20 protein-coding genes are annotated in these 19,415 nt (G+C 72.0%); 5 read left to right on the top strand and 15 right to left on the bottom strand.

The features are described 5' to 3' along the window. Window positions 1-9: 9 nt before the first annotated feature. Both VGX25_RS32980 and VGX25_RS32975 read left to right on the top strand, forming a co-directional pair. Entirely contained in the window at window positions 10-882 is an 873-nt protein-coding gene (locus VGX25_RS32980) for a ParA family protein (protein ID WP_326921883.1), read from the top strand. Window positions 883-884: 2 nt separating this feature from the next. Then, complete coding sequence (locus VGX25_RS32975) at window positions 885-1,670, top strand: Fpg/Nei family DNA glycosylase (protein ID WP_326921882.1); 786 nt, start codon at window positions 885-887, stop codon at window positions 1,668-1,670. 323 nt (window positions 1,671-1,993) lie between these two features. Here VGX25_RS32975 and VGX25_RS32970 read toward each other — a convergent pair whose 3' ends face one another. Beyond that, on the bottom strand, window positions 1,994-2,860 hold the full coding sequence (locus VGX25_RS32970) for a hypothetical protein (protein WP_326921881.1): 867 nt from the start codon (window positions 2,858-2,860) through the stop codon (window positions 1,994-1,996). 73 nt (window positions 2,861-2,933) lie between these two features. Here VGX25_RS32970 and VGX25_RS32965 point away from each other — a divergent pair, with 73 nt between their 5' ends. Beyond that, on the top strand, window positions 2,934-4,235 hold the full coding sequence (locus VGX25_RS32965; RefSeq protein WP_326921880.1) for a Glu/Leu/Phe/Val dehydrogenase: 1,302 nt from the start codon (window positions 2,934-2,936) through the stop codon (window positions 4,233-4,235). Window positions 4,236-4,626: 391 nt separating this feature from the next. Beyond that, window positions 4,627-5,703 carry a quinone-dependent dihydroorotate dehydrogenase gene (locus VGX25_RS32960; protein ID WP_326921879.1) on the top strand — a complete coding sequence of 359 codons (1,077 nt, stop codon included), beginning with the start codon at window positions 4,627-4,629 and terminating at the stop codon, window positions 5,701-5,703. Here the strand turns inward: VGX25_RS32960 and pspM are convergent. The 13 genes from pspM to VGX25_RS32895 all read right to left on the bottom strand — a co-directional run bounded on the left by pspM (window position 5,633) and on the right by VGX25_RS32895 (window position 17,709). Continuing rightward, window positions 5,633-6,466, bottom strand: coding sequence for a phage shock envelope stress response protein PspM (pspM, locus tag VGX25_RS32955; protein ID WP_326921878.1), 834 nt, complete (start codon window positions 6,464-6,466; stop codon window positions 5,633-5,635). The genes VGX25_RS32960 and pspM overlap by 71 nt on opposite strands. An 18-nt stretch (window positions 6,467-6,484) precedes the next feature. Beyond that, window positions 6,485-7,336, bottom strand: coding sequence for a PspA/IM30 family protein (locus tag VGX25_RS32950; RefSeq protein ID WP_326921877.1), 852 nt, complete (start codon window positions 7,334-7,336; stop codon window positions 6,485-6,487). A gap of 147 nt (window positions 7,337-7,483) precedes the next feature. Then, entirely contained in the window at window positions 7,484-8,050 is a 567-nt protein-coding gene (locus VGX25_RS32945) for a hypothetical protein (RefSeq protein WP_326921876.1), read from the bottom strand. Between the two features lie 28 nt (window positions 8,051-8,078). After that, a complete protein-coding gene (locus VGX25_RS32940; protein WP_326921875.1) occupies window positions 8,079-8,528 on the bottom strand; it encodes a helix-turn-helix transcriptional regulator in 450 nt (149 codons plus the stop codon). 140 nt (window positions 8,529-8,668) lie between these two features. Further along, the gene (locus tag VGX25_RS32935; protein ID WP_326921874.1) at window positions 8,669-9,184 is read right to left on the bottom strand and encodes a CinA family protein; all 516 of its coding nucleotides are present in this window, start codon (window positions 9,182-9,184) and stop codon (window positions 8,669-8,671) included. Beyond that, window positions 9,181-9,801, bottom strand: coding sequence for a CDP-diacylglycerol--glycerol-3-phosphate 3-phosphatidyltransferase (pgsA, locus tag VGX25_RS32930; RefSeq protein WP_326921873.1), 621 nt, complete (start codon window positions 9,799-9,801; stop codon window positions 9,181-9,183). The genes VGX25_RS32935 and pgsA overlap by 4 nt, the downstream gene beginning before the upstream one ends. 88 nt (window positions 9,802-9,889) lie before the next feature. After that, on the bottom strand, window positions 9,890-11,290 hold the full coding sequence (gene rimO / locus VGX25_RS32925; protein WP_326921872.1) for a 30S ribosomal protein S12 methylthiotransferase RimO: 1,401 nt from the start codon (window positions 11,288-11,290) through the stop codon (window positions 9,890-9,892). A gap of 315 nt (window positions 11,291-11,605) precedes the next feature. Beyond that, window positions 11,606-12,463 (bottom strand): intradiol ring-cleavage dioxygenase, encoded by an 858-nt coding sequence (locus tag VGX25_RS32920; RefSeq protein WP_326921871.1) that lies wholly within the window; start codon window positions 12,461-12,463, stop codon window positions 11,606-11,608. Beyond that, window positions 12,448-13,503 carry a maleylacetate reductase gene (locus VGX25_RS32915; RefSeq protein WP_326921870.1) on the bottom strand — a complete coding sequence of 352 codons (1,056 nt, stop codon included), beginning with the start codon at window positions 13,501-13,503 and terminating at the stop codon, window positions 12,448-12,450. Before VGX25_RS32915 ends, VGX25_RS32920 begins: the two co-directional genes overlap by 16 nt. Next, entirely contained in the window at window positions 13,500-14,759 is a 1,260-nt protein-coding gene (locus VGX25_RS32910; protein WP_326921869.1) for an acetyl-CoA C-acetyltransferase, read from the bottom strand. Before VGX25_RS32910 ends, VGX25_RS32915 begins: the two co-directional genes overlap by 4 nt. After that, entirely contained in the window at window positions 14,752-15,585 is an 834-nt protein-coding gene (locus tag VGX25_RS32905) for an IclR family transcriptional regulator domain-containing protein (RefSeq protein WP_326921868.1), read from the bottom strand. The genes VGX25_RS32910 and VGX25_RS32905 overlap by 8 nt, the downstream gene beginning before the upstream one ends. Continuing rightward, window positions 15,582-17,087, bottom strand: coding sequence for a 4-hydroxyphenylacetate 3-hydroxylase N-terminal domain-containing protein (locus VGX25_RS32900; RefSeq protein WP_326921896.1), 1,506 nt, complete (start codon window positions 17,085-17,087; stop codon window positions 15,582-15,584). Before VGX25_RS32900 ends, VGX25_RS32905 begins: the two co-directional genes overlap by 4 nt. Window positions 17,088-17,175: 88 nt before the next feature. Then, window positions 17,176-17,709, bottom strand: coding sequence for a flavin reductase family protein (locus tag VGX25_RS32895; RefSeq protein ID WP_326921867.1), 534 nt, complete (start codon window positions 17,707-17,709; stop codon window positions 17,176-17,178). A gap of 110 nt (window positions 17,710-17,819) precedes the next feature. Between VGX25_RS32895 and VGX25_RS32890 the strand changes: the two genes are divergently transcribed. Then, window positions 17,820-18,329, top strand: a complete 510-nt coding sequence (locus VGX25_RS32890; protein ID WP_326921866.1) for an amino-acid N-acetyltransferase — start codon at window positions 17,820-17,822, stop codon at window positions 18,327-18,329. A 46-nt stretch (window positions 18,330-18,375) separates the two neighbouring features. On the opposite strand, the gene VGX25_RS32885 is transcribed toward VGX25_RS32890, so the two are convergent. Then, the gene (locus VGX25_RS32885; protein WP_326921865.1) at window positions 18,376-19,269 is read right to left on the bottom strand and encodes a DUF559 domain-containing protein; all 894 of its coding nucleotides are present in this window, start codon (window positions 19,267-19,269) and stop codon (window positions 18,376-18,378) included. Window positions 19,270-19,415 lie beyond the last annotated feature (146 nt).

Below are 19,415 nucleotides of genomic sequence, written 5' to 3'. Positions count from 1 at the left end.
GTTCTTGGCGTGCGAACGGTGGCAGTGCTCAGCCTCAAGGGCGGGGTCGGCAAGACCACTGTGGTGCTCGGGCTGGCCTCGTCGGCCATGCGCCGGGGCGCCCGCACGCTGGTCGTCGACCTCGACCCGCAGTGCAACGCCACCACCACCCTCGACCCGGCGGACACCACGACCTCGCTTGCCGACGTGCTGGAGACGCCGCACCCGACCGTGCTGCGCTCGGCGATCGCGCACAGCGGCTGGAGCGAGGAGGTGGACGTCCTGGTCGGCGCCGAGGAGCTGGAGTCGCTCAACGACCCGGACCCGGACGCGCGCCTGCTCGGCAAGCTGGGCCGCGCGCTGGACGCCCTCGGGTCGCTGCTGGCCGACGGCCAGCTGCCGTACCAGCTGGTGCTGCTGGACTGCCCGCCGTCGCTCGGCCGGCTGACCCGCTCGGCGCTGGTGGCGGCGGACGGCGCGCTGCTGGTGACCGAGCCGACGCTGTTCGCGGTGTCCGGGGTGAACCGGGCGTTCGACGCGGTCGAGGAGACCCGCGAGGAGCACAACCCGGCGCTGGTGCCGCTCGGCGTCGTGGTCAACCGGGTGCGCCCGCACTCATACGAGCACCAGTACCGGATCGCGGAGCTGCGGGAGAGCTTCGGCTCGCTGATCATGCCGGTGGCGCTGCCGGACCGGTTGGCGGTGCAGCAGGCGCAGGGTGCGTGCATGCCGATCCACCAGTGGGCCACGCCGGGCGCGCGCGAGGTGTCGCTGGCGTTCAACCTGCTGCTGGCGCGGCTGCTGCGCACCGGGGGCCGCGGCCGGCACCAGGCGGTCAGCTGGCCCGAGGAGGACGACGAGGACGCCGACGTCGACTCCGAGGACGTCCAGGCGAACGGCTGACCGTGCCCGAGGGCGACACCGTGTTCCTCACCGCCCGGCGGCTCACCGAGACGCTGGCCGGGAAGGTGCTGGTACGCGGCGAGCTCCGCCACCCTCGACTGTCCACTGTGGATCTCGCCGGTCGGACCGTGCTCGGCGCGCGCAGCGTGGGCAAGCACCTGTTCCTGCGCTTCGACCGGGACCTGAGCCTGCACCACCACCTCGAGCTGGACGGATCCTGGCAGTTCGGCCCGCGCGCCCGCGTCGACCACCGGGCCAGGGTGGTGCTCGCCACCGGATCCACCACGGCCGTCGGCGTCAACCTGCACCAGCTCGCCCTTGTGCCCACCGGCGACGAGCACCGACTCGTCGCCCACCTCGGCCCGGACCTGCTCGACCCGGACTGGTCGCCGCGGCACGCCGCCGAGGCCGCCGAGCGGCTGCGCCGCGAGCCGGACCGGGAGATCGGCCTTGCCCTGCTCGACCAGACGGTGCTGGCCGGCCTCGGCAACGTCTACAAGGCCGAGATCTGCTTCCTGCTCGGCGTCTCACCGTGGGCCCCCGTGTCCACAGTGGACGCTACCCGGGTGGTCGAGCTCGGCCGGGACCTGTTGCTGCGCAACGCCTCCGGGATGGCGCGCAGCACCACCGGCGACCCCCGCCGCGACCGCCGGCTGTGGGTCTACGGCCGCACCCGCTCCGGCTGCCTGCGCTGCGGCGGCCGGATCCGCGTCGCGAACCAGGGCGCCGACACCCGGCAGCGGATCACCTACTTCTGCCCCGCCTGCCAGCCCGGCCCGCACCCCTGACGCATTCTCTGCGCAAAACGGATTGTCGGGCCGCCGGGTCAGCGCATAACGTGCCAGGTACACGAGAAAGGAGGTGGTCCAACGGTGAATTGCTATAGGACTCGTGAGGTGGCTGTCCGCTAGGACCACCGTTCGGCTCGGCCGGCCGTGTGGTCGGCGAATACCAGGCAGTCACCCGGCCCCCGGAGCCCCCAGGCCTTAGTCCTCCCTGGGGCCTCGCGGACCCCCGGTCCACGAGGAAGCGGCTCCGGGGGCTGTCCTGTGTCCGATGGGTCGCTCCCGCGAGGCCGCCCCACCCGCCACCAAGGCCTCGCGTCCGCTCCTTACTCCTCCAGCTCCGCCAGCCTCGCCTCGGCCGCCTGCACCTGCCGCCACGCCTGCGCGGCCCGCTTCTCGGCCTCCTTCACCGACCGCCGCGCCATCGCCACCAACCCCCTGGCCCGCTTCTCCCGCGCCTCAGCGGCGTCCAACTCCTCCCCCAGCCGGGTCACCTCCGCGGCCGCCTCCGCCGCGGCGGCCTCCGCGTCGGCCAGCGAGCGCTCGTCGTCGGCCCGCTCCGCCTCGGCCTCCTTGACCGCGGCGCGGGCCTCCTCGAGGGCCTGCCGGGCCCGCTCACGCTTGCGGGCATGCTCGGGCTTCTCCCCCGCCCGAGGCTCCACCTTCGCCGAACCCTGGGTGCGCGGCGCGGGCTTCGGCGCGGGCTCGCCGGCCGGCAGCGACGGCCACCCGGTCAGCGGGGCGAACGCCTTGGCCGACGTCAGCCGGCCGGACACCAGGGCCGCGGCCACCTGCTCGTCGGCCACCGCCTTGGTGAAGATGTCCTCGAGCTCCCTGAGCACGGCCTCGCTCAGGTCGTGGCCCTCCTCGAGCCGGCGCAGCAGCCCGCGGATCAGCTCGGACCGCCGCTGGGTCAGGTTCCTGATCTCCGCTCCGTCGAGCCGCTCGTGCGCCGCGCGCAGCTCGCCGCCGAGCGCGGCAAGGGCCCGGACGTCCTCGGCGTCGCTGCGGGCGAGCTGGTTGGCCAGCCAGGCCGCGGTGGTCGGCTTGGCCAGCTTCTCGATGCGCGCCGCCACGTCGGCGTCGCCGGCCGCGCGGACCGCCTTGGCCAGGTCCTTGCGCCGCGGGACGAACTCCTCGCGCGGCGCCGCGTAGAGCTCGTTCACCGCGGAGTCAAGGTCAATTCGAGCCACCTGCACATCATCCCGAATACCCTCGCTGCATCGGACCAAGGGCGGTCAACCTGGGCGGCTGGAGTGTGACGCAATGAGCGGTTCCCTGTTGGAGGCCTCGAGCCGGCGGCTCGACGACGCGCTGCGCGTGGTCGACGGCGTGTCGGACGACACGTTGGAACGGCTCAGCCACCCCAAGTCCACCCTCACCGTGTCGATCCCGGTACGCATGGACGACGGCACGCTGCGGACGTTCCGCGGCTACCGGTGCCGCTACGACGACTCCCGCGGCCCGACCAAGGGCGGCATCCGGTTCCACCCGCAGGTCAACGCCGACGAGGTGCAGACGCTGGCGTTCTGGATGGCGTTCAAGTGCGCCGCGCTCGACCTGCCGTTCGGCGGCGGCAAGGGCGGCGTGACCGTGGACCCCAAGGACCTCAGCCTCATGGAGGTGGAGCGGCTGGCCCGCGGCTACATCGACGCGCTTGCCGACTTCATCGGCCCGGACACCGACATCCCCGCCCCGGACGTGTACACCAACGCGCTGATCATGGGCTGGATGGTGGACGAGTACTCGATCATCCACCGGCAGTTCATCCCGGGCGTGATCACCGGTAAGCCGCTGTCCATGGGCGGCAGCCGCGGCCGGGACAGCGCGACCGCGATGGGCGGCTTCCACTCCCTGCAGACCCTGCGCTCGCGGCTGGTCGGCGACGCGGAGGCGCCGACGGTGGCGGTCCAGGGCTTCGGCAACGCCGGCGCGATCGTCGCCGGGCTGCTGCACGACGCCGGCTACAAGGTGGTCGCGGTCAGCGACTCGCGGGGCGCCATCTTCTCCGGCGACGGCCTGCACATCCCCAGCGTGCGCAAGGTCAAGGAGGAGCAGCGCGAGCTGCGCGCGGTGTACTGCGAGGGCAGCGTGTGCGACCTGGTCGACCACGAGAAGCTGTCCAACGAGGAGCTGCTCGAGCTGGACGTGGACATCCTGGTCCCGGCCGCGCTGGAGAACGCGATCACCGCCGGCAACGCCGGCAAGATCCGGGCAAGGGCCATCCTGGAGCTGGCCAACGGCCCGGTCACCCTTGAGGCGGACGAGATCCTGGTGGACAACGGCGTCACGGTCATCCCGGACATCCTGGCCAACGCCGGCGGGGTCACGGTCTCCTACTTCGAGTGGGTGCAGAACCGCCAGGGCCTGTACTGGACCGCCGAGGAGGTCGCCGCCCGGCTCGAGCACCGGATGATCGTCGAGACCGAGAACATCTGGAGCCTCGCCGAGGAGAAGTCGGTCCCGCTGCGCACCGCCGCCTACGCCCACGCCCTGCGCCGCATCGACCAGGCCATCGTCGACAAGGGCCACGCCGAGGCCTTCCAGAGCAACGGGCACCGTATTTAACAACTCGGGCAGGGCCGCCGGGCGCCTTCGGCGCCGGCCTCGGGTCGTTTTGCTGGGATGGTTGCGGGCCGGGGTGGGTGGTTGGGTGTTGTGGGTGGTTGGGTGTTGTGGGTGGTTGGCTGACGACGTCTGCGGGCAGGGCTCGTTCCTCGCCCTGCCCTTGTCGTCGTGGGGCGGCCGCCCTCGCCAAAGATTTGCCGACCCCAGCGCAGTTTCAAAGATCGGCCGCCCTCGCCAAAGATCGGCCGTGCTCGCCGAAGATCGGCCGACCTCGCCGAAGATCGGTCGTGCTCGCCGAGGATCGGCTGTGCTCGCCGAGGATCGGCTGTGCTCGCCGAAGATTGCGACCCCCAGCGCGGTTTCGTGACGCGCGCTAACGGATGATGGGGCCGTGATGTACACCCGGGTGCTGCGGCGCGCGCTGTTTGGGCTCGGTAAGGGCGATCCCGAGGTCGCGCACGAGCGGACCGTGGCGGCACTGTGCCGGCTGGGCGCGGTTCCGGCGGCGGTGTCCGTGCTGCGCCGGTACTTCGGCGCCGACGCGCCGCGCACCGTGTTCGGCGTGCCGTTCCCGAACCCGGTCGGGCTCGCCGCCGGGATGGACAAGGACGGGGTGGCGCTGCCCGCGTGGCGCGCGCTGGGCTTCGGCTTCGTCGAGGTGGGCACCGTGACCCGGCACCCGCAGCCGGGAAACCCGCGCCCGCGGCTGTTCCGGTTGCCGGCCAGCGAGGCGATCATCAACCGGATGGGCTTCAACAACGCCGGCGCCGACGCCCTTGCCGCCCGGCTGCACGCGCTGGGTCCACTTCGGACACCGCTGGGCATCAGCATCGGCAAGTCCCGGAGCACCCCGGTCGACGAGGCCGTCCCCGACTACCTGGCAGCGCTGCGCGCCGTGCGCCGGTACGCCGACTACGTGGCGATCAATATCAGCTCTCCCAACACTCCCGGCCTCCGCGGCCTGCAGAGTCGGTCCACATTGGACATCTTGATCGGCGCCCTGCGCCAGGAGTGCACCGAGCCGCTGCTGGTCAAGATCGCGCCCGACCTCACCGACACCGCCATCGGCGAGCTACTCGAGGTGTGCGCCGCGCACGGGGTCGCCGGGGTGATCGCGTGCAACACCACGCTCGGCCGCGCCGGCCTCGCCCCGGCCGACGCCGCCGTCGCCGGGGAGTCCGGCGGGCTGTCCGGCCGCCCGCTGACCGCCCGTGCCCGCGAGGTGGTCGCCTTCATCGCCAAGGAAACCGGCGGCAGACTCCCCATCATCGGCGTCGGCGGCATCCTCACCGTCGACGACGCCCTGCGCATGTTCGACGCCGGCGCGAGCCTCATCCAGCTCTACACCGGACTGATCTACTCCGGACCGGGCCTGGTGCGGCGGATCAACCGCGAGATCAGCTCCCCTCGGGCGACAGGTCGCGCAGGGCGAGGGCGAGGCCGGCGAGGTGCTCGGTGGCGTCGCTGAGGTCCTGGTTGGGGGCGCCCATGGAGCTGGCGGCGAGCACCCGGCCGGCGGCGGCGACCAGGCTGCCGTAGCCGTCCACGCCCTCGTCGAGCTGGCGGCGCAAGGCCCGGACCGCGTCGGCCAGCGGGCCGCGCTCCAGCGGCGGGGCGTGATCGCGGGCGCGCTCAACGGCGTGCAGCTGGGCGGCGACCCGGCGCAGCACCAGCGCCGCGTCGGCCCCCGTGCGCCGGGTGTGCTCGACGGACTCGACGGGCACGGAGCCGCCGCGTCCGATCTGGACGAGCAGCTCGGCCAGCGTGGCCTCGCACTGGGCAAGGCGCTCCATCGGCTCGCGGGCCAGCGAGCCGCGCGGCGGGAGCGCGGCCGGCGCCCTTGCCGGGATCTGGTTCGAGCCGGCGCCGAGGGCGCGGTGCTCGCGCCCCAGGTTGCGCATCCGCAGCCCGGAACGCACCGCGAAGGTGCCGGAGATCAGCCCGATGATGATCGCGGCGACCGGGGTGGTGTCGCTGGGATCCTCGACCACGCCGGTGAACCAGCCGACCGCGAGGACCGTGCAGATCGCGGTGATGATCGACCACACGGCCAGCCACCGCGACGCCCAGGCCCGCTTGCGGGCCAGCCGGCGGCGCTGGCGCTCGAGCTGCTCGGCCGGGTCCCCGCGCCGCGCCAGCGCGCTCTGCAGCTGCTGGACGTGCTGCAGCGCCGGGCCACGCAACTGCTCGGCAAGCGCGATGAGTCGTTTGAGTTCGCCGGCCCGGCCCATGGTGCTCCCGATCGTGCGCTACGAGCCGGCCTGCGGGTTCGCCTTCTGCTCCTGGGCAACCCGCTGTGCGATCTCGGCCTGGATGTTGGACGACGGGGCCGCCGACTGGGCGGCCGCCGGCCCGCTGGTGACCTGCCCGGCCACCTTGCCGCCGGACAGCGACGCGCGGATCTGCTCGAGCCGTGCCTGGCCGGCCATCTCGGTGGTGGACGCCTGCACCTCGAGCATCCGGCCCTGCACCGAGTTCTGCGCCAGCTCCGCGGACCCGATCGCGGTGGCGTACCGCTTCTCGATCTTGTCGCGGACCTCCTCCAGCGAGGGCACGTTGCCCGGCGCAGCCAGCTCGCTCATCTGGGTGAGCGACTTGGACACCTGCTCCTGCATCTTGGCCTGCTCGAGCTGGCTGAGCAGCTTGGTGCGCTCGGCAAGCTTGTTCTGCAGCACCATGGCGTTGCGCTCGACCGCGGCCTTGGCCTGCGTGGCGGCCTGCAGCGCCTGGTCGTGCAGGGTCTTGAGGTCCTCGATGCTCTGCTCGGCGGTGACCAGCTGGCTGGCGAACGACTGGGCGGCCTGCTCGAACTGGGTCGCCTTGGCGTCGTCGCCCTTGGCGCGCGCCTCGTCGGCCAGCACGAGCGCCTGACGGGCCGAGGCCTGCAGCTTCTCCACCTCGCCGAGCTGACGGTTCAGCTTCATCTCGAGCTGGCGCTGGTTACCGATCACCGCGGCGGCCTGCTGCGAGAGGGCCTGGTGCTGCCGCTGGGCCTCCTCGATGGCCTGCTGGATCTGCACCTTCGGGTCGGCGTGCTCGTCGATCTTCGACGAGAAGGCCGCCATCAGGTACTTCCAGAACTTCACGAACGGGTTGGCCATCTCCTCCGCCTGCCTTCTCCGTGCTGGGCTGACTGCTCTCACGGCTGGTTGAGCAACGTCCCGCCGTTACCGTGGGTTCCATCGTTCCAGGTACGGCGGCGTAATTTCCACCGACCCCGCAGAAATCAGGGATGGCCCTGACGGCGCCTACGAGGTCCCTGAGCCGGTCTCCGGGTCGGCCAGCCGGCGTACCTCGACCAGCCCTTCCCGCAGCCCGTCCAACCTACCGGCCAGCTCTCGCACCGGCCCAGGATCCGCCACGACCGCCGATGTCGCCGCGGTGGCGATCAGCTCAACGACCTCGGCACGGGCTCGCTCCAGACCCGCCACCGCGTCCGACATCCGCGCCAGCAGCGCCGCGCGCGCCGCCCGCAGCCGGCCGGCCGCGGGAAGATCGGGATCGGGGAGCTGGGCAAGGGCGTGGTCCAGCTCGGCGACCTGGCCGGCTGTCCGCCGCAGCTCGGCCACCACCTGCGCGGCGTCGGCCGACACACCCGGCCACACGTCGTGCTCGGCGAGCGTGGCGTCCAGCTCGCCCAGCACCCGCTCGCCGCGCGCCACCCACACCTGGGCGGGGCTGCCAAGGGCCGGGCGACGCGGCCCGTCGCGGCCGGCGAGCTGGTGCCGGCGGGTGCTGCGGATCACCAACGGCACGGTGGCGACGGCGAGCACGGCGACGGCCACCAGCACCAAGATGATCACAAGGGTGGTCACCCACCGATTCTGGCAGGTGCGGCGTGGGTCAGGCGGCGACGACGGCCCCGGCCCGGGCCTGGTTGATCGAGGCCTGCATGCGGTGGCTCAGCGCCGGCTGGATGCGCAGGTCGGCCAGGTTCTCCCCGACCACGCTCGGCACAAGGCGGCCACCGTCCACGGCGGCCCGCGGGGCGGCGCCGCCGGGGGCGCTGTCGGCGTCGACCGGCTCGGGGCGCGACCGCACGGCGTCCTCGACCGCGGTCAGCGCGCCGATGTCGGACGCGACGTTGTGCAGCAGCTCGGACAGCGGAAGCTCCAGCGCGTCGCAGATGGCAGCGAGCAGCTCGCTGGACGCCTCCTTGCGGCCGCGCTCGACCTCGGACAGGTAGCCAAGGCTCACCCGGGCCGACCGGGAGACTTCACGCAGCGTGCGCTGCTGGAGGGTGCGGGCGTGCCGAAGTCGATCACCGATCGCCTCGCGCAGCAGCACGGTCATCGCGCGCCTCCCTTCGTCCGGCGAGCACAGTCCTTACGTTACCGAGACCGTACGACGGCCCGCAGCGGCATGACCATCCGTCCGCCAAGGGCGAACGAGTGGTGGGCCTTCCATGTTCCCGCGCGCGCGGTGAGCCGCTCTCAACTCTGCCTGGAGAAACGTTGAAGTCGGCGGGAGAGCAGGTCGAGCGCGCCGCCGACCGCGGCCGCGCGCACCTCGTGCCGCCCGCCGGCGGCCTGTATCGTGCGCACCTCGCCGCCGTCCGGTCCGGCCAGCCCGATGTGCACGGTGCCGGGATCGACCCCGTCCTGCGGGTCCGGTCCGGCCACCCCGGTCAGGCCGATCCCCCAGGTGGCCAGGCAGCGCCGCCGGGCCCCGGCGGCCAGCTGCTCGGCGATGACCGGGTGCACCGCGCCGTGCTCGTCCAGCGCGCGCCGGCTCACCTCGGCCAGGGCCACCTTCAGCTGGGAGGCGTAGACGACGAGGCCGCCGCGCACCACGTCGCTTGCGCCAGGGACGGCGGTCAGCAGCGCGCACACCAGCCCGCCGGTCAGCGACTCCGCGGTCGCCACCGTCTCGGCGCGCTCCCGCAGCGTGTCGACCAGCACGGCCACCCGGTCGGGATCGACGCCGAGCGCCTCGGCCAGCGGGCTCATCCGGTTTCCGGGATCTCCCGCAGGCCCTTTGCGCGCAGCCGCAGCGCCTGCACCACGTAGTCCAGCCCGGTGATCACGGTCAGCGCCACCGCAACGCCCAGGACCAGCCAGCTGACCAGCTGCACCGAGCCGTCCAGCGGCAGCAGGAACAGGCCGATCGCGACGATCTGGGTGAGCGTCTTGAGCTTGCCGCCCCGGCTGGCCGGGATCACCCCGAACCGGATCACCCAGAACCGCAGCAGCGTCACGCCGATCTCGCGGGTCGCGATCACGATCGTCACCCACCAGGGCAGCTCGCCGAGCAGGCTCAGCCCGACCAGCGCGGAGCCGATCAGCGCCTTGTCCGCGATCGGGTCGGCGATCTTGCCGAAGTCGGTGACCAGCCCCAGCTTGCGGGCCAGCCGCCCGTCCAGGTTGTCGGTGATCGACGCGACCACGAACACCATGGTCGCCACCAGCCGCCAGCCCGTCGCGTGCCCGCCCGCGGCGAACAATGTCATCAGGAACACCGGCACCAGCACCAGCCGCGACACGGTGAGCAGGTTGGCCACGTTGAGCAGCGGAATCGCCGCCGGCTCCGGCAGGCTCGGCGGCACCGGCTCGCCCGCCGCGCTCACTCCGTCACCTCGCAAGCTCGGTGACGGCCGAGCCCGGCACCTCGTCCCTTGGCGCCGGGGCAGTGCCCACGGTTCGCTCCGCAAGCTCTCATGACCGCACGACTTCCAGCGGCGACACGATCAGGTCGACCCCGGCGGCGTCGATGACCTTGCAGCGCACCAGGTCGCCGACGGTGAGCCCGGACCCGTCCGACAGCACGCACTCGCCGTCCACCTCGGGCGCCTGGTGCTCGGCCCGGCCGGCCACGTCCTCGCCGGTCCGCTCGACGAGGACGACCACCTCGTCGCCGACCCGGTCCTCGGCCCGCTCCGCGGTGAGCTGCTCGACCAGCCCGGACACCCGGCTCACCCGCTCGGCGATCGCGTCCTCGTCGAGCTTGCCGGCCAGGCCGGCCGCCTCGGTGCCGTCCTCGTCGGAGTAGCCGAACACGCCGACCGCGTCCAGCCGGGCCGCGACCAGGAACCGCTCCAGCTCGGCGAGATCGTCCTCGGTCTCGCCGGGGAAGCCGACGATCACGTTGCTGCGGATGCCCGCGGCCGGGGCGAGCGCGCGGATCCGCTCGATCAGCGCCAGGAACGACTCGGTGGAGCCGAACCGCCGCATCCGGCGCAGTACGGTCTCGCTGGAGTGCTGGAAGGACATGTCGAAGTAGTCGGCGACGCCCTGCGTGCCGGCGATCGCGGTGATCAGGCTCGGCCGGGTCTCGGCGGGCTGCAGGTAGGACACCCGGACCCGGTCGACCCCGTCGACGGCGGCGAGGCGGGGCAGCAGCGCCTCCAGCCCGCCGAGCTCGCGGGGCAGGTCCTTGCCGTAGGACGTGGAGTTCTCGCTGACCAGGAACAGCTCGCGGACCCCGTGGTCGGCCAGCCACCGCGCCTCGGCGACGATCTCGTCGGGGTGCCGGCTGACGAACGCGCCGCGGAACGAGGGGATCGCGCAGAACGAGCAGCGCCGGTCGCACCCGGAGGCGATCTTCAGCGGGGCCACCGGGGAGTCGTCCAGCCTGCGGCGCAGCACCCGCGGGCCCCACCCGTGGCCGGGCACGGCGATCCGCTCGGCCTCGGCCGGCCGCCGAACGGGGGTGATCGGCAGCAAAGTCCGGCGGTCGGTGGGCGTGTGCGCGGGGATCGCGCGGCCGGCGACGACCTCGTCGAGCCGCTCGGCCAGCTCCGGGTAGTGGTCGAACCCCAGCACCGCGGCCGCCTCCGGCAGGCTGTCGGCCAGCTCCGCCCCGTACCGCTCGGCAAGGCACCCGACCGCGACCACCTTGGCCCCGCCGTCCCCGGCGGCGAGCAGCGCGTCCACCGAGTCCTTCTTCGCCTGTGCCACGAACCCGCACGTGTTCACCACGACCACGTCGGCGTCGTCGTCGACCAGCTCCCACCCCGCGCCGGTCAACCGCCCGGCCAGCTCCTCCGAGTCGACCTCGTTGCGCGCACAGCCCAGCGTGAGCAGCGCGACGCGGCGGGAGGAGGGCGGAGTGGACACGCCTCACAGCCTAACGGCACCCACGCGGGCCGGGGCCCGGCATGAGCCGCGCTGCTCATGCCGGGCCCCGAGGACTACTGATCTACAGTGTTGAATTCCACGTCAGGGCAAGGCTGGAAGCACTACTCGCCGTCGCCGGCCGGCGGCTGGCAGACACCGACCCCTCGGCGAGCCTGCGGCCCGGCCCCGGCGCCGGCAAGCCCTCACAGCGTCGAATTCCAACGGCCTGGTGGACGCCCCGCACGTGGACCACCTGCAAGCGAAATCCTGGGGGCTCACATTGCGCCATCCGCGCGCGGCGTTATGCCGAACGGCCTACTCGACGTCCACAGTGGACAGAGCGATGTCGAACGTGGCCGTGGAGAAGGGAGTGTCCCGATGGGAGCCGTCCGGGGCCGGGCCCGGCTCGTGGTGTTCAAAGTCGACGATCAGCGACTCCCTGACCCCGAACACCGCGTCGGAGTCGAGGTACTTGTCCCCCGCGGCGAATATGTGGGTGATCAGGGTCCGGTAGCCGGGCGCGGCGACCTTGAAGTGCACGTGGGCCGGTCGCATCGGGCCGCGACCGGCCGCGGTGAGCAGCTCGCCGACCGGGCCGTCGTGCGGGATGGGGTACGCCTCCGGATGCACCGACCAGAACCGGTAACGGCCGTTCTCGTCGGCGCGCAGCCGGCCGCGGCCCCGCGGCCGGTCCAGGTCCGGGTACTGCACGTCGTAGTTGCCGGTCTCGTCGGACTGCCAGACGTCGATCAGCGCCCCGCCCACCGGCTCCCCCGCCGGCCCGCGGATCGTGCCGTGCAGGTAGCACGGCTCGCCGGGGGCGCCGCCGGAGATGTCGTCGCCGTTGCGGAACTCGGGTGCGCCCTCGACGAAGAACGGGCCGAGCACCGTGGACTCGGTCGCTGTCCCGCCGGTCGGGTGGTTGAGACCGATCACGGCCATGGACGCGCCGAGGACGTCGGACAGCAGAATGAACTCCTGGCGCTTGGCGTCGCACTTCTGGCCGGTGCGGGTGAGAAAGTCGACCGCGGTCGCCCATTCCTGCTCGGTGAGCCGCACGTCGGCGAGGAACGCGTGCAGGTGCCGGACCAGGCTGCGCATGATCTCGGCGTACCGCGGCGAGGCCGCACCGTCGAAACTGGACACCACCCGGTCGGTCAGCCCGGTGTCCACTCCGTCCACCTCCCGTCGTAGGCCACCCGCAGCAGCTCGTGCGCCACCGCTTCGGCCGCCGGCACCTGGGCGGCCACCAGGCGGGCCGCGTCGTCGAGATCGTCGGCCGGCATCCCGAGCTCGGCAAGCGATGTCGGCGCGCCGATCCGCTCGGCCAGCTCGCGCAGCCCGTCGGCCGCGCGCAACGCGCCGAGCACGTCGGCCACCTTGCGCAGAGCGTCCGGCCGGTCGGCCTCGACCAGCGCCGCGACATAGGGCAGCAGCACCGCGTGGGTCGGGCCATGCGGCAGCCCGTAGGCCCCGCCGAGGACATGGCAGATCCGGTGCTGGGTGGCCGGTCCGACGGCGGCGAGCGCCGTGCCGGCCAGGTAGGCGCCGTACAGCGCGTCGCCGCGGGCGTCGAGGTCGTCGGGCTCGCGCACCGCCTCGGACAGGCCGGCGGCCAGCGCCCGCACACCCTCGACGGCCAGCAGCTCGGTGATCGGATCGGTGTCCGGCAGATAGCACGCGCCGACGCAGTGCGCGAGCGCGTTCATGCCGCTGGCCGCGGTGATCCCGGGCGGCAACGTGGTGGTCAGCTCGGGGTCGTAGAGCACCGAGCGCGGCCGCGCGTGCGGCGAGCGCCCGGTGCGCTTCCGGCCGCCCACGGTCAGGCCCCACGTCGGGGTCATCTCGGAACCGCTGTACGTGGTCGGCACCGCCACGATCGGCAGGCGCGCCTCCACGGCCACCGCCTTGGCGGTGCCGACCACGGAACCCCCGCCGATGCTCAGCATGCAGTCGGCCCGCGCCTCGTGCACCGCTGTCCGTGCCGCCTCGGCGATCTCCTGTGGGACGTGTTCCTGAACCTCGGCGAACACGCCGACCACCCGCTCGCCCAACGGCATCGCGAGCTCGGTGGCCAGCGGTTCGGCCCGCTTCGTCGTGATCAACAGCACCCGCGTGCCCAGATCGTCCACTTCGGACACCAGAGCCCGGTGTGCGCTCCCCGGGCCGAACACCACCCGGCCCGGCAACGTCTGATAGCGGAACGCCCTCATCCCGCCACCCGCTCGAACACCGCGGCCATCCCCTGGCCGCCCCCGATGCACATGGTCTCAAGGCCGTAGCGCGCGCCGCGCCGGTCCAGCTCGCGCAGCAGGGTGGTCAGGATGCGCACCCCGGTGGCGCCGACCGGATGGCCGAGCGAGATGCCCGAGCCGTTGACGTTGGTCCGCTCGAAGTCGGCCGCGGTGAACTTCCACTCCCTGGTCACGGCCAGCACCTGCGCGGCGAACGCCTCGTTGAGCTCGATCAGGTCCATGTCCGCCAGCCGCAGGTCGGCCCTTGCCAGCGCGCGCTCGGTGGCCGGCACCGGCCCGATGCCCATCGTCGACGGCGGCACGCCGGCCACCGCCCAGGAGACCAACCGGGCCAATGGCCGCAGCCCCAACGATTCCGCCTTGTCCATTGTGGTCACCAGGCACACCGCGGCGCCGTCGTTCTGGCCGCTGGAGTTGCCCGCGGTGACCGTGGAGTCCGGGTCCAGCCGCAGCCGCACCGGCTTGAGCGCGGCCAGCGACTCGAGGCTGGTGTCGGCCCGCGGGTGCTCGTCGCGCTCCACACTGTTGCCTTGCGCCTCCGCGGAGGAGAGTACGTCGGCGCGGACCTCGGGGCGCTTCTTCTTGCCGGGAACGGGAACCGGCACGATCTCCGCTGCGAACCGGCCGTCCTCGATCGCCGCGACCGCCCGCCGGTGCGAGGTCAGCGCCAGCTCGTCCTGCTCCTCGCGCGGAATCCCGTACTCCCGGCGCAGGTTCTCCGCCGTCTCGAGCATCCCGCCGTCCACCGGATGGAACCTGCCGCCCGCCGTGGTCCGCGCCCTGGCCAGCCGGTCGTGCAGCTCCACCCCGGATCCCTTGACGCCCCAACGGATCGCGGCCGAGTAGAACTCCACCTGGCTCATGCTCTCCGCACCGCCGGCGAGCACCACGTCGCACACCCCGGTCTGCACCCGCATGGCCGCGTCCACCACCGCCTGCAGCCCCGACCCGCAGCGCCGGTCCACCTGCAGGCCCGGCACCTGCACCGGCAGCCAGGCGTCCAGCCCCGCCACCCGGCCGAGCGCGGGCGCCTCGCCGTTCGGATAGCACTGTCCGAAGAGAACGTCGTCGATCGTGCCCGGCGGAATTCCGGTGCGCCGCACCAACTCCCGGATCACCGTCGCGGCCAGCTCGGTGACCGGAACGTCCCGGAACACCCCGCCGAACCGGCCGACCGGGGTGCGCACGGGCTCGCAGATGACCGCGTCACGCATAGGCTGAGCTCTCTCCGGGGGAGGGTTGGCGGGACGAATACTGTCCGTTGGGGTGGTAGCTGGCGCCCAGCCGGCTGCTGATCTCCTTGGCGGCCTTGATGAGCGGCGGCAGGTAGGCGCGGTGGATCTCGGCGATGCTGACCGTGCCGGCGTGCACCGACATGCCGAGCGCGGCGATCACGCGGCCGCCGCTGGCCCGCACCGGCGCGGAGAACGAGCGGACCCCCTCCTCCAGCTCCTGGTCCACCAGCTCCCAACCCTGCTTGCGCACCTGGGAGATCCGCGCCCGCAACCGGTCCGGGTCGGTCTCGGTGTGCGGGGTCAGCCGCGGGAACGGCGCGTGCCGCAGGAACGAGTCGACCTCGGGATCCGGCAGCCCGCCGAGCAGCACCCGGCCGATCGCGCTGGCGAAGGCCGGCAGCCGGGTGCCGGTCAGCAGCAGGTGCTGCATTGCCCGGCGGGACGGCACCCGCAGCAGGAACACCGCGTCCTCGCCGTCCAGCGCGGCCAGCGAGCAGGTGTGCCCGGTGACCTCGGTGACCTCCTCCATCTGCGGCTGGGCCAGCTCGGTCAGGTTCAGCGACGACGTGAACGCATACCCCAGCGCAAGCACGTGCGGGGTCAGCGCGTAGGCCCGGCCCTCCTCGCGGACGTAGCCAAGCCGGGCCAGGGTGAGCACAAGGCGCCGCACCGTCGGGCGGGACAGGCCGGTCAGGCCGGACAGCTGACCGAGGGTCAGCCTCGGGTGCTTGTCCGAGAACGCGAGGAGCACCGCCAGTCCCCGTTCCAGGGACTGCACGTAGTCCTTGTCCTCGGCCGCCTTCACCGGTGCAGGCTCACGTCGTCGGGATTGATCAGGTCGGGCGCGGTCCAGCCGTCCAGGTCGTACTCGGCCATGCACCGCTCGGCGAAGCCCTTCATGGCATCGGCCTCACCCGAGGCCTCCGCGGCGAAGAGCAGCTCGGCGCGCACGCTCTCGTGGTTGCCGGAGTAGTTGCGCTCGTAGAGCTCGTGCCGGCCGCCGAACTCGCTGCCGATCGAGTCCCAGATCAGCTTCATCAGCTTGATCCGCTGGACCGCGTCGATCCCGTTGGAGCCGCGGACGTACTGGTCAAGGTAGGGCCGCAGCTCGGGGTTGTGGAACTCCTTGACGTTGGAGTTGAGGTAGATCAGGCCGCTGCCGAGGTCCTGCATGATGATCTCGCGGACCCTCGGGTAGCCGACCGTCATGAACCAGCGGTAGGCAAGGCCGTAGTCCAGGTGCGGCAGCACGGCGCCGTCGATCCACTCGTCGGGGTGGTTGGCCATCGCGTCGGTCAGGCCCCAGAACATGTTCCGCCAGGCGATCACCTCGCCGACCCGGGACTGGATGCCGCGGAAGTCCTTGGTGCCGGTGGCTTCCACGCCCTTCATCAGCAGCCCGGCAAGGAAGTCCAGCTTGACCGCGAGCCGGATGCAGCCGTGGAACGTGAAGCGGTGCAGGAATCCCGAGCCGGGGAAGAACGTGCTGGCCTTCTCCGGGTCGGCGAAGATGAACACGTTCTCCCACGGGATCTTGACCCGGTCCAGGATGAAGATCGTGTCGTTCTCGTCGAACCGGCTGGACAGCGGGTAGTCGAACGGGCTGCCCATGATGTCGGCGTTCATCGCGTAGGAGTGCCGGCAGATCAGCTTCATCCCGGGCACGCCCATCGGGACCGTGCAGACCAGCGCGAACTCGCGCTTCTTGATCGGCAGGCCGTAGTGGGCGATGAAGTTGTAGTGGGTGATCGCCGAGCCGGTGGCGACCACCTTGGCGCCGCTGACGATCAGGCCGTCGTCGCGCTCCTCCTCCACATGGATGAAGATGTCCTTGACCTCGTCGGGCTGACGGTGACGGTCCACCGGCGGGTTGATGATCGCGTGGTTCCAGTAGAGGACCTTCTCCTGCGACTCGGTGTACCAGCGGCGCGCGTTGTCCGCGTACGGCTCGTAGAAGTCGGAGTTGGCGCCCAGCGTGCCGAGGAACGCGGCCTTGTAGTCGGGGCTGCGGCCCATCCAGCCGTAGGTCATCCTGGCCCACTCGGCGATCGCGTCCCGGTCGGCCAGAAGGTCCTCTTTGGACCGTGGGGAGCGGAAGAACGGGTGGGTGAAGCCCTTGCTCCCGGTGTCGGTCGGGGCGGTGGTGATGCTCTGCTTGTCCGGGTCGTGCAGCGAGTCGTACAGCCGGGCGGTCATCCGCACCATGTTGCGGAACGCCGGGTGCGTGGTGACGTCGGGCACCTTGTCGCCGTATAGCCAGATCTCGCGGCCGTCGCGCAGGCTTTCGATGTACTCCGCGCCGGTCATCGGCCGGGTGTGGCGGACCTCGTCGTTGGTGCTTGGCGGCGCCTCATCCTGTTGCGTGCTCACGACTTCGCGCTCCTCGTCGGGGTGTTCACTTCGTGGTTGCGGGGGTCAACCAGCCGGCTTCCGGGCAGTCGAGGGAGTCGATCCACGGCGAGTGCTCCGGGCGGATGCCGGAGAACTTTCCGCGGAAGAACAGCAGCGGCTCGCCGCCGAAGTAGGCGTACTCCTCGACCTTGCCGAGGAACAGCGCGTGGTCGCCGCCGTTGTAGCTGCGCCACGGCGAGCACGCCACGTACGCGAGCACGTCGGCAAGGCGCGGCGCGAGGATGCCGTTGCGCGGCGCCCATCCCACGTCCCGCGGGCTCTCCTTGCGCGCGAAGTGCATCGCGAGGTCCTCCTGGTGCGCGCGCAACACGTTGACGGTGAACGGGTTCCCGTCGAGCAGCCGGCACGTCGTCGTGCGCCGGTCGAGGGACACCAGCACCAGCGGCGGATCCAGCGACACCGCGGAGAAGGCGTTGACCGTGGCCCCGTGCGGTTGACCGTCCGCGTCGGCGGAGGTCACCACGGTGACCCCGGTGGCGAAGTGGCCGAGGCAGTTGCGGAGCTGACGCGCATCCATGGGAACTCCTGGGTGTCCGCAATGCGTACAAAGCTGTCGCTATCCGGTGACGTCCACTGTCACCCCGGGAGACGACGGGTGTCAAGAGGCCGGGTGTTCAATGGACACCGATGAGTACCCAGGGCCCAAACCTCACCGTCCGGCGCGCGCGAACGAGCGACGTCCGGGCCATGAAGTCGATCATCGACGGCTACGTCGGGCGGGTGCTGCTCGCCAAGCCGCTCGTCACCCTCTACGAGGACGTCCAGGAGTTCTGGGTGGCCGAGCTGGACGGCGAGCTGGTCGGCTGCGGCGCCCTGCACGTCCTCTGGGAGGACCTGGCGGAGCTGCGCACCATCGCCGTCCTCCCGCACGTCACCGGTCGCGGCATCGGCCACGCCATCGTCGACGCTCTGATCACCGTGGCCAAGGACCTCGGCCTGTCCCGCCTTTTCGTCCTCACCTTCGAGACGTCCTTCTTCGCCCAGCACGGCTTCAAGGAGATCGCCGGCACCCCTGTCGCCCCCGAGGTCTACGAGGAGATGCGCCGCTCCGCCGACGAAGGCGTCGCCGAGTTCCTCGACCTCCCCTACGTCAAACCCAACACGTTGGGCAACACGAGGATGCTGCTGGAGCTCTAACCCCGCGTGTCCCGCCTTCAGGCAGCCATGTTCCGCCCTCGGGCAGTCATGCCGCTCGCCCACGAGCCTCGAATGCCCTCCGCAACTCGGCGAGCACCCGATCCGGCTTGCTCAGATCCCGTGCGCGCACCCGGATCACGACCCAGCCCCGGCCGGCGAGACGCCGATCGCGCTCCGCATCCGCCTCCGCCCGACCCTCGTGTGCCTCGTAACCGTCGTACTCGAGCGCGACGCGCAGGTCCGGCCAGGCCAGGTCGAGCCGGTACACCAGCCGACCCGCGAGGTCCCGAATCTCGTACTGCGGTTCGGGAAGCGGAAATCCCGCGTCCGCCACCAGCAACCGCAGCCAGCTCTCCGGCGGCGACTCGGCCAGCCCGGTCGCCAACCCGAGCAGCACCTCGGCGCGGCGGGTCCCGCGCCGATCGTCGCGGTTGACCAAGCGGTCGTCCACCGCGGCGCGGAAGTCCTCGCGCCGGCTCGGCGGCAGCGCGGCGAGCGCCTGGTCGGCACAGGCGAGGGCCAGCCGGCGCGGTTGGGCGCACAGCAGCTCGGCGATGATCAGATCCAGCACCAGAACCGGCAGGCCGATCCGGGTGGTCACGTCCGCCGCCGCGAATCGGTCGTGGTGGACGATCAGGCCCCGGCGGCTGTCGGCTCGGCATTGGTAGGGAACCGTCACGTGGATGTCGCCGCACTCGGCCGCCGCCGTGCATCCGTGCAGCGCGGCCGCCGTCGGCCCGGACAGGACCGCACGCTCGCCGACGGCGAGCAGGGCAGCGGCGGCCCGCGTCTCCAGTCGAGCGGATTGGTCGCGCGCCACGATGACACCGCGCCAAGGTTGTTCCAGCAGGCCGTCGCGCAGTGCCACCAGGATCGCGTGCCGACCGAACTGGGCGATGAGGTCGCGGCGCAGGTGCGCGCCGTGGAGTGATTCGGGCATGGGTCCAGCATGGAGTCCGCGGGGTCGGCTCGGGGCCCGTGGCGGCTCACCTGTGGATAAGGGGCCGGGGTGTGGATAACCCGGCTGCACGAAGCCGGGACACGGCTGTCTGAAGGCGGAACACGGCTGCTCGAGGGCGGGACACG

This window comes from Actinophytocola sp., from assembly GCF_035942955.1.
Classification (GTDB): Bacteria; Actinomycetota; Actinomycetes; order Mycobacteriales; family Pseudonocardiaceae; genus DASYTH01.
The sequence above is the reverse complement of the archived record's forward strand: the minus strand, read 5'-3'. Positions and strand labels throughout refer to the sequence as shown.

Coding starts and splice junctions, on each gene's coding strand:
- VGX25_RS32965 (WP_326921880.1), top strand. CDS start 2,934: ATGAGCGGTTCCCTGTTGGAGGCCTCGAGCCGGCGGCTCGACGACGCG.
- pspM (WP_326921878.1), bottom strand. CDS start 6,466: ATGGGCCGGGCCGGCGAACTCAAACGACTCATCGCGCTTGCCGAGCAG.
- VGX25_RS32950 (WP_326921877.1), bottom strand. CDS start 7,336: ATGGCCAACCCGTTCGTGAAGTTCTGGAAGTACCTGATGGCGGCCTTC.
- VGX25_RS32940 (WP_326921875.1), bottom strand. CDS start 8,528: ATGACCGTGCTGCTGCGCGAGGCGATCGGTGATCGACTTCGGCACGCC.
- VGX25_RS32935 (WP_326921874.1), bottom strand. CDS start 9,184: ATGAGCCCGCTGGCCGAGGCGCTCGGCGTCGATCCCGACCGGGTGGCC.
- VGX25_RS32915 (WP_326921870.1), bottom strand. CDS start 13,503: ATGAGGGCGTTCCGCTATCAGACGTTGCCGGGCCGGGTGGTGTTCGGC.
- VGX25_RS32910 (WP_326921869.1), bottom strand. CDS start 14,759: ATGCGTGACGCGGTCATCTGCGAGCCCGTGCGCACCCCGGTCGGCCGG.
- VGX25_RS32900 (WP_326921896.1), bottom strand. CDS start 17,087: ATGACCGGCGCGGAGTACATCGAAAGCCTGCGCGACGGCCGCGAGATC.
- VGX25_RS32895 (WP_326921867.1), bottom strand. CDS start 17,709: ATGGATGCGCGTCAGCTCCGCAACTGCCTCGGCCACTTCGCCACCGGG.
- VGX25_RS32890 (WP_326921866.1), top strand. CDS start 17,820: ATGAGTACCCAGGGCCCAAACCTCACCGTCCGGCGCGCGCGAACGAGC.
- VGX25_RS32885 (WP_326921865.1), bottom strand. CDS start 19,269: ATGCCCGAATCACTCCACGGCGCGCACCTGCGCCGCGACCTCATCGCC.